Source organism: Neochlamydia sp. AcF84, from assembly GCF_011087585.1.
In the GTDB taxonomy this organism is placed as follows: Bacteria; Chlamydiota; Chlamydiia; order Chlamydiales; family Parachlamydiaceae; genus Neochlamydia.
Map to the genome: position 1 here is coordinate 1 of NZ_VJOT01000015.1, position 9,028 is coordinate 9,028.

The following is a 9,028-nucleotide window of genomic DNA, read 5'->3' on the forward strand; positions in this document are numbered from 1 at the left end:
TTGCAGTTTTTTCACTTAGGTCTAAAAGAAAATTCATAATTTTTCTTTCTAATATGGATGCAATGAATAAATTTTTAAGGTTAATTCAGGTCGAACTAACTCTGCTTCTTTAGTATTCAATTGTTCTTTTCTAGCAGCTAACTCTCCTTTTTTAGCAGCTAACTCTCCTTTCTTAGCAGCTAACTCTCCTTTTTTAGTAGCTAACTCTTCTTTTCTAGCAGATATATCTACCATTCTAGCGTCCAATACTGCTTTTTTTTCTGCGATTTGCTTAGCTTCTTCTTGTAGATGTGCTTTATAACTTTCTTTATTTTCCTCCACAAATTGTCTGAGATTTTGAGTAGCTTGTTCTTCAGCAAAAATTCTTAAATTGTTAATAGCGGCAGTATATTGAGCATATTGTGTGAATGCTTCTTTGAATTGTTTATATTCTGATGAAGAAGTAGATATGGGAGTCATAAAATTTCCTTGGTTTAAAGTTTAGCGATTCAAAGAATGACTATAATAACTCTCTATATTTCTTACACATGTTTATTGAAACTTTACCAAATATTGAGAAACTCTTGATAAAAACATTTTTAACCCCTTCAAGCTTGTTAATGTTTAAGACTATTAACACTTTTCAAAAAAATGTCACTCTACAGTGGACTTTAACTTGATCGCTTTGTTATAAGAATAATGAGGAAAGAGGTAATATACCCCTTCCTTAAGTTTGCTAGGAAGGGGTATTAACTAAAAAATCTATTTCTTCGGCGGCTGTACATATACTATTTTGAATGTACGGCCTTCTCTAGGGCAAATTTCATCAATTTGCTGCTCCAGACTATCTTTTAGACGAGCATCGACTCCGATAAATTTGATGGGGCAACCAGGCTTTTGTAAAAATTCTACAAGGTTTTTAGGATCATGAATAATACGAATGGCAGTAAGATTAAGCTTGCTAATAGTACTTCTTGATTCTTTTAAATATTTCTCAATCGGGCTAATAGAAAAAAGGGTTGCCTGCCCATTGATATTTCCAATCTCACCATTAGGAAAATAAGTAGCTGCTATTTGATCGATTTTATCAGTTTCACTTTGCAAAGGCACAGGCAATCCAAAAACACTATAAAATAATTTTACATATCCAAACTTTAATGTAGCTTGTGCTTGTGCAATCTTGGCTTCAGCCTCTACTCGTGTTTTAGCTAACTGCTGTAGGTTAGCACTTAATTGCTCTTCTCTAACACTTAACTGTCCTATTTTAATACTTAACTCGTCGTCTTTAGCAGCTAGCTTTTCTTTTCTAGCAGCTATATCTACCTTTTTAGTGGCCAACTCTGCTTTTTTTTCTGCAATTTGCTTAGCCTCTTCTTGTAGATGGGCTTTATAACTTTCTTTATTTTCTTCAACAAAAATCCTTAAATTATTAACTGCAGCAGTATATTGAGCATACTGGGTAAATGATTCTTTAAATTGTTTATATTCTGATGAAGAAGTGGATATAGGGGTCATAAAATTTCCTTGGTTTAAAGTTTGGCGATTCAAAGAATGACTATAATAACTCTCTATATTTCTTACAAATTCTTTATTGAATCTTTATAAAACCTTAAAAGGAATTTAAAAAAAATATTTAGAAATTTTTTATGTCCGCAGATGCCTTAATAATCTCAATGTTTTTCAAAAAAATAATATTATTTATTGCTTATCAAAATAAGCCTAAAGTATAATAAAAATAGTAAAGATTATTCCTAGGAGACCTGTATGAGTAGTATGAATTTTACCAATCATCAAGGATCTTACTTCAATCATTTCTCCTCTCAATCCTATTCTAGCTTATCTCAGTTGAATAAAAGCAAAATAGAAAGCAATAAAGTGGGAAAAAATACTCTTCTACAGAGCAGCACTATTACTGAGGAGACTAAAAGGCAAGATTATCTCAATGCTATAGAAGGCATACAATCAATTGCTTATGATAACGATGTAATTAAGGTGCAAGAGAATTTGCCCCCTAGCTTTAATCAATCCTCCGAATCGAAAAGAGATTTTGTAGCAGAAGCAAAAGCGGTAGAAGTTATTAAAGCTCTTGAATTGACCTCTAATACAATTGAAGAATTCGAAGAAGCCTCCTTTGATTTTAATGAGATTAATGAAATAGAGGAAATGGAATCAGAAACAATTTTTCAACAGGAAATCAGGGTAGATGTAGAGGAAAAAGAGAAAGCTGATGTTGAAGAAATAAAAATAGTTAGCCAGGAAAAGGAAACTTTCATTGAGGAAAAAATAAATGTAAATGTCGAAAAAGTAAAAGTAAATATCGAAGAAAGCACGGCAAATGAAGAGACAAAGGTGGCAGAACATCAAGAAGCTAAAAATGTTGGCAAACAAGCGATTGTAGAAAAATCCATAGAAAATATTCATGTTAGCGAGTTGGCTGAGGTCATAGAGGATGTAGTTGAAAAGCATAGATCGAACATTATTAAAGCAGACATTCCTGCTGTAGAAAAGCATAATAGAAAAGCAGACCTAAAAGCTGTACAAGAGCTTAAAGGTCTACTTCCCGATCTGCACTCTCATTTAGCCGATAAATTTGTTAAAGTAGGGGATCAGTATGTAGGTGCTAAGGAGGCAGCAGAAAAGTTTCTTAGCCAAAATAAGATAAGCCAGAAAGAACACCGTAGCTTTATAGATAAATTCTTACGGGAAAATACTTTCCACAAGTTTGTTGATGGAAAAGCTGTTGAACTTAGTCCTGAAGAATTAGAAGTTTTTAAGCAAAAGTTTACTCAGTATGCCACCTATATTTTAGCTGCTAACAATTTAGCTATCTTTGCGCAAGAACAAGATAACAAAGTTGAGCAAGACCGGGAAAATCTTCCTGTTACTCACTCTAAGCAAAATGCCGAGATTTCTTCCAAAACTGCAAATGTAGCGGCTAAAAGGGAGATCGATCCTCAAAAAGTCAAAGCGTTTATCATCCAAGAAAGTACTCGCGACTTTGTAAGGCGTATGAGAAGCATTACAGAGAAGGCTATCCAAGAATATAGAAATAGGCTATATGACCAACATCAACAAGAGATAAGAGATTACGCCAAACAGCTTATTCTAGAAAGAGAGATTATCAAAAAAGAGCAGACACGTTTCGATTTGTTGCGCCTCCAGCAAAAGATGCAAGAACAGCATGAGGAAATTTTGAATAAATCTGTTGAGGTTCTTGTTAATTTAGCAGAGCCTCTCCCCTCGTCTACTAAGGAAGAGCTAAAAGTAGTTGAAAAGCAAGCTGAAGAGATCCTACCTGGTATTAAATTACGCAAATGGGGGGCAGAACATCAAGTAGAAATAGCTACAAGGCTTATTCCTCCTCTGGTTCCTAGAAGAGTAAAAACGAATGCCTGGGTTTAATTTCTAAGAAGATAAGTTATAAATTCCTCTTAGGTTAAAGGTAAGCATATATTGCCTTCTCTCTCCCTCGTCATGCCTGCTTTCTTCTACGGCTTAAATGCAGAAATTATTAGCAAATCATTCAAATTTATGATGTGCATGAGAACAGAGAGGGTATCTTTAAGATTTTATAGTAATTTTTAAAGAAATCAAGAGGTGGTTGGAGACTTTATCTATAGAATTACGAGCCAATGATAATAAAGCTTCTTTTTCTTCTCTGTCATGGAACGATCATACAAAGCTAAGTGTTTCTCTTAATAGCTTGGAAAGAGCCCTTCCACGTATGCCTTAAATTCTCTCCTTAATAAAATCCTAGATATAAAAATGTATAAATCATCGGTGATGGCTATTGAGTGTGAAATAGAAAGTAAGTTTTCATCGCCTTTTAGTAACTTTAAGCGTTTATTGCCTATTTTAAGCATTTTCAGAGCTGATGGGCACGAGTTAAATGATCGGTGCCAGTTCTATGAGCTATAATTTGTCTAACCTATATTCTTACGTACCGGGTTTTGAATTCAAAAAAGATTGTAAAAATATTCTATCAAAATAATGCCTACCTGTAGGCGTTTTTATCGCAGCATACTCATTCTTCTGCCGTCCTAAAATTAAATTAAATCATAGGCTTTTTAACTAAGGCCTCACATGGATGTGACAAGTATACGCGCATCTAAGAGATCTAAAAATGAGCAAGAAGGACAATTGATTGAACCTGCACTCATAGGATAAAAGCTGCCAAAATACCAAATAAACTCTATAGGGAGAGGCTTTCATGCTGTTTTTCTACGGTTTCAATAAATGATTATTCTTATTAAATTTTTAATGGAGTTTTTATAAATTTTTCGTATTGTTTAGAAAAAACAATTTTATTTTTGCCATTTAGCTGCAAGCATACTTTGGTCAAAAATTATAACTAGCTAAAAAATGGATAACCACATGAAACAGCTTTCCTCAGATTCTCTTTGTATATACCCCTTAATATTTCCTGCATTTGAGAAAAAAGAAGAACATGCTAGCTATTCTACAAGAGGTACTACTATGTATAGAGAAATTAGCTTAAAAATATTTAAGGAATTAGGGTTCCAAGATTTGTGCCAAGCCAAACTCATATGTAGAGAATGGAAGCAGTTAATTGAAAGCAGTGCTTTAGCGGAAGACATCTTCAGGATAGGTTTAAAACTCGCTATTCAAAAGAATAACCCTATGCGCGAAAATGTTTGCGCAGAAAAGCTAGTCCAAGAAGTATATTGTATAGAAAAACTAGGAGATATTTATCAGGAAAAAGGTACAGCCGAAACATTACTTCAAGCTGCAGGGCTTTACAATTATGCGTTACAAATTGTTTCTGATGACAAAAAGAAATTTTTTGAAGAAAAGCTTTTGAAAGCTCAACATTTACTTATCAACGTGTGTCAGGGAAAAGTTTTAGATAATAATAGAATAAGAAAAGAATTTAAGGGCAATCGCCAAGCATTAAAAAAGTTTAGAGAGGAAATAGAGGAAAAAATTCAACTCCTGTCAGAAACTCCTTCTTTCCAAGAAGTGAAAGAGCTTTACGGTAAGATCGCTCTGGATATAAAGGCTTTTTTTAGCTTACTAGTTAACCAGGCAATAGATGTTTTAGGTCCTGCTCCTTGTGAATATGCCATGATAGGCTTTGGTTCCTTAGCTAGGGAAGAGATGACTCCTTATTCCGATCTAGAATTTGGCATTCTTATAAAAGAAGATAACGACGCACATAAGAAGTATTTTAGGAATCTTACAAATTTAATTCACTTGAAAGTCATCAATTTAGGAGAAACCATTCTTCCTGCTTTAAACATTCCTTGCTTAAAAGCTATAGATTTTTTTGATGGCATTACACCACGAGGCTTTGCCTTCGATGGGGCAGGAGTAGAAGGGAAAGGCTGTAAAACCCCTTTCGGCAATAGCAAAACATTTGAGCTTATCCAGACTCCTGAAAAGATGGCTCAATATATTGCTAAAAATGAAGAAGGCCATTGGTGGCATGAAAAAGAGCCTCATCTTCCGATGGAGCTTTTAACCTTTGTTCATTTAATAGGTAATCCTGGCTTAACTAGGCAGTATGGTGAAAAACTTCAAGAAAAGCTGATCATTACTTATCACGAAGGGCTCAACCTTCGGCAATACTTAGCTAAGCAGCATCTTGTACTAGCTGATATGGAAGCTTTTGATCCGAGAATGGGCGATTTAAGTAGACAGGGTATGCTCTTTAAAGTTAAAAATGATCTTTATCGGTTTCCTCATTTAGCTTTAGACCGGCTAGCCCTTCTCAAAAAAGTAGAGGCTTCTAACACTTTTACTAGGATTGATGAGCTAAACAAGCTAGGAATTATAAAAAATAACGCTGCTGTAAAGTTAAGTGAATGGATGAGTATAGCGCTATTTATGCGCCTTAAAACCTATTCACATTATCAAGCACAACAAGAGATGATGAATCCTCTAATTAAGCCATTTGGATTTGAAAATCCTGAATTAATCAAGAAACAATTTGCGCTAGATCTGGGAACATTAGAAAAAATAAAAAAGATTTATCGCACTTTTATTCCTTTCTATCAAACTATTGAGGAGTTTTTAACAGGCACTGAAGATAGCCTTAATTCTTCTGATTTGGAGGATAACTCGTTAGAAACTCAAGGTAGCATAGCCCTCAGGCTTTTTCAAAAAGAAGAAGCAAAAAAATGTTTTAAATTAGCAAGAAAAGAAAATCCAAGCGACCCTTATATTTTAGGTTTTCTTGGCAGCATTTATGAGGCTAGCGGGAACCTAGATAAAGCGGCTAATTACGCTGAAAAGGCTCTCCAAATTAGCCTTGATCTTTTGGATGAAAATTATTCCTTTTTGATAGCAATTTATTATAACCTTAGAAGCATCGATCAAAAACAGTGCATGTTAGAACAGACGGCTGAGCATACAAAAAGAGTACTCACTATTAATTCTAAGCATTTTGAAAATAATCAGTCCCGTATAGCAACAATTTTTAATACCTTGGGAACGATCTACAGAGAACAAGGAAATTTAAAACTTGCGGTTAAGTATACTAACCTAGCTCTCGCCATTAAGCTTAAGCTTTTAGGGGAAAACCATCCCGAAGTAGCAATATGTTACAATAGCTTGGGACTGATCTACAAGGATCAAGGATATTTAAAACAGGCGATCGAGTATGCTAAAAAAGCGCTCATTATTAACCGTAAGCTTTTTGGGGAAAGTCATCTGAGCATAGCAAAATCCTACAATAACCTAGGAGCAATCTATGATGATCAAGGCAATTTAGATAAGGCAGCCGAGTATGCTAAAAAAGCGCTAGTTATTAACCTTAAGTTGTTTGGGGAAAGCCATCCTCATATAGCGGAAAATTACAATAACTTGGGAACAATCTACCATAAGCAAGGTAATCTAGGGCAGGCGGCTGAGTGCACGCGCAAAGCTCTGGTTATTAACCGTAAGCTTTTTGGTAAAAATCATCCGAGCATAGCAAAATTTTACAACAACCTGGGAATAATTTGCGATGAACAAGGAGACTTAAAACGGGCTGTTGAGTATAGCAACAAAGCTCTGACTATCAACCTCAAGCTATTTGGCGAAAACTACCCCATTACAGCAGAAAATTACAACAACTTGGGAGCAATTTACTATAGACAAGGCAATTTAAATCAGGCAGCTGATTATACCAAGAAAGCTTTAAGTATCAATATTAAGTTATTTGGCGAAAGTCATTCCCATATAGCGGAAAATTACAACAACTTGGGAACAATCTACCATGAACAAAGCAATCTAAAGCAGGCGGCTGAGTATGTCAAGAAAGCTCTAGCTATTAACCTTGAGCTATTTGGTGAAACTCATCCTTATGTGGCCACTATTTACCACAACTTAGGAGCACTCTACGAAGATCAAGGCAATTTAGATATGGCTGCCGAGTATGTCAAAAAATCCCTTGCTATTGACCTTAAGCTTTTTGGGGAAAATAATCCCACTATAGCAAAACAATATATCATTCTAGGAAAAATTTACAGAGAACAAGGCAATTTAGAGCAGGCAGTAGAGTTCTTTGAAAAAGCGCTTATTGTTACCCGTAAGGCTTTGGGAGAAAATCATCCTACAGTGGCAATAATTTATAATAACGTGGGGAAAATCTACCAAGAGCAAGGTATGTTAGAATCGGCGGCTGAGTATATAAAACGAGCTCTCGCTATTGACCTTAAATTTTTCGGTAGAAATCATCCACATGTAGCAGCAATTTACAACAACTTAGGAACGATCTATCATAACCAATACAATTTGGAAAAAGCGACTAGATATGTCAAGAAAGCCCTTACCATTAGCGTGAAGCTTTTTGGTGAAAATCATCGATATGTAGCAGCAATTTACAACAATTTGGGGCAAATCTACAAAGCACAGGATAATCTAAGGGAAGCTCTTGAACATAGCCAGAAAGCTTTCGATATTAACCTTAAGCTTGTGGGCGAAAATCATCCCACAATGGCAATTTGTTACAATAACTTAGGACAAATTTATACTACGCAAGGTAATATAGCTAAGGCGGTAGAGTATTTCAATAAAGCTCTTGCTATTGATCTTGATATTTTTGGCGAAAATCATTCTAACGTAGCAAGAGATCACAATAACTTGAAAATGATTTATCCAGAGCAAGGTAAATTAAATAAGGCTGCTGGAATATATCAATATGGATGTTAATTTTGAGAGCTAAAAATTGCCTAACATGTATTCTTAAGTCCAATATTTTAAACCAAAATGATTGTGAAAGCATTATATTGAGATAATGCTTACTCTTACGCGTCCTTTTCACAGTATAATCGTTTTCTTACTCCCGAAAAGCAGATTATAAATTTACAGGCTGTTTAACTAAAGTCTTAGATGATAGGAAACCTTTATTTAAAAATCTAAATAATCCAGGATAACAAGGGAGCGTGCCAACGGGTGTAAACAAAAGTGTTAACAACCTTTTTTAAGCAGCAACTTTGTAAGAATTCCAGTAAGCTTCCCAATAGCCATTTAATTGTCCTAGACAGTACTTGACCTGACAAACATGAGTTACCTGGCAGGTACTATTTCTGTCAGTTGTAACTTATCTAACATCTTTTCTTGCGCAAGATGTTTTGCATCTAAGAATGTTTGTAATGGCGTCTTGCCAAAACAATACTTTCCTGTATGTGTTCTCTCGTTATTATACTCATTCATCCATTTATCCACATCCTCTTGTAATTCTTCAACATTTTTAAACACTTTCTTCCTAAAAGCTGTGGCATAAAATTCGTTCTGGATGGTCTGATGAAACCTTTCGCAGATTCCATTCGTTTGAGGGTGCCGAGCTTTAGTGCGAGAATGGTCAATGTCTTCAATGGCCAGATAAAGTTCATACTCATGATGCTCTCTTGCTCCACAGTACTCTGTACCACGATCGGTCAATATTCTTAAGACACGAATATCTTGCTCTTCAAACCAGGGAATGACTTGGTCATTCAGCATATCCGCTGCTACCAACGCATTTTTTCTATCGTATAGTTTGACAAAAGCTACCTTAGAATAGGTATCGATCACTGTCTGTTGATAAATGCGTCCCACACCTTTC

General features: G+C 35.2%; 5 protein-coding genes. 2 read left to right on the top strand and 3 right to left on the bottom strand.

Annotation, left to right across the window (positions count from 1 at the left end; all coding sequences use genetic code 11):
• Positions 1 to 48 precede the first annotated feature (48 nt).
• Both NEOC84_RS00740 and NEOC84_RS00745 read right to left on the bottom strand, forming a co-directional pair.
• Positions 49 to 459, bottom strand: coding sequence for a hypothetical protein (locus NEOC84_RS00740; RefSeq protein WP_166154354.1), 411 nt, complete (start codon positions 457 to 459; stop codon positions 49 to 51).
• 282 nt (positions 460 to 741) lie between these two features.
• Entirely contained in the window at positions 742 to 1,494 is a 753-nt protein-coding gene (locus tag NEOC84_RS00745) for a hypothetical protein (protein ID WP_166154356.1), read from the bottom strand.
• A gap of 249 nt (positions 1,495 to 1,743) precedes the next feature.
• On the opposite strand from NEOC84_RS00745, the gene NEOC84_RS00750 reads away from it, so the two are divergent.
• Both NEOC84_RS00750 and NEOC84_RS00755 read left to right on the top strand, forming a co-directional pair.
• Positions 1,744 to 3,381 carry a hypothetical protein gene (locus NEOC84_RS00750; protein ID WP_166154358.1) on the top strand — a complete coding sequence of 546 codons (1,638 nt, stop codon included), beginning with the start codon at positions 1,744 to 1,746 and terminating at the stop codon, positions 3,379 to 3,381.
• A gap of 972 nt (positions 3,382 to 4,353) precedes the next feature.
• Positions 4,354 to 8,133, top strand: coding sequence for a tetratricopeptide repeat protein (locus tag NEOC84_RS00755; RefSeq protein WP_166154360.1), 3,780 nt, complete (start codon positions 4,354 to 4,356; stop codon positions 8,131 to 8,133).
• Between the two features lie 357 nt (positions 8,134 to 8,490).
• Here the strand turns inward: NEOC84_RS00755 and NEOC84_RS00760 are convergent.
• Positions 8,491 to 9,028, bottom strand: a 538-nt coding sequence (locus NEOC84_RS00760; protein ID WP_166154362.1) for an integrase core domain-containing protein, incomplete at its 5' end; no start/stop codon positions are given.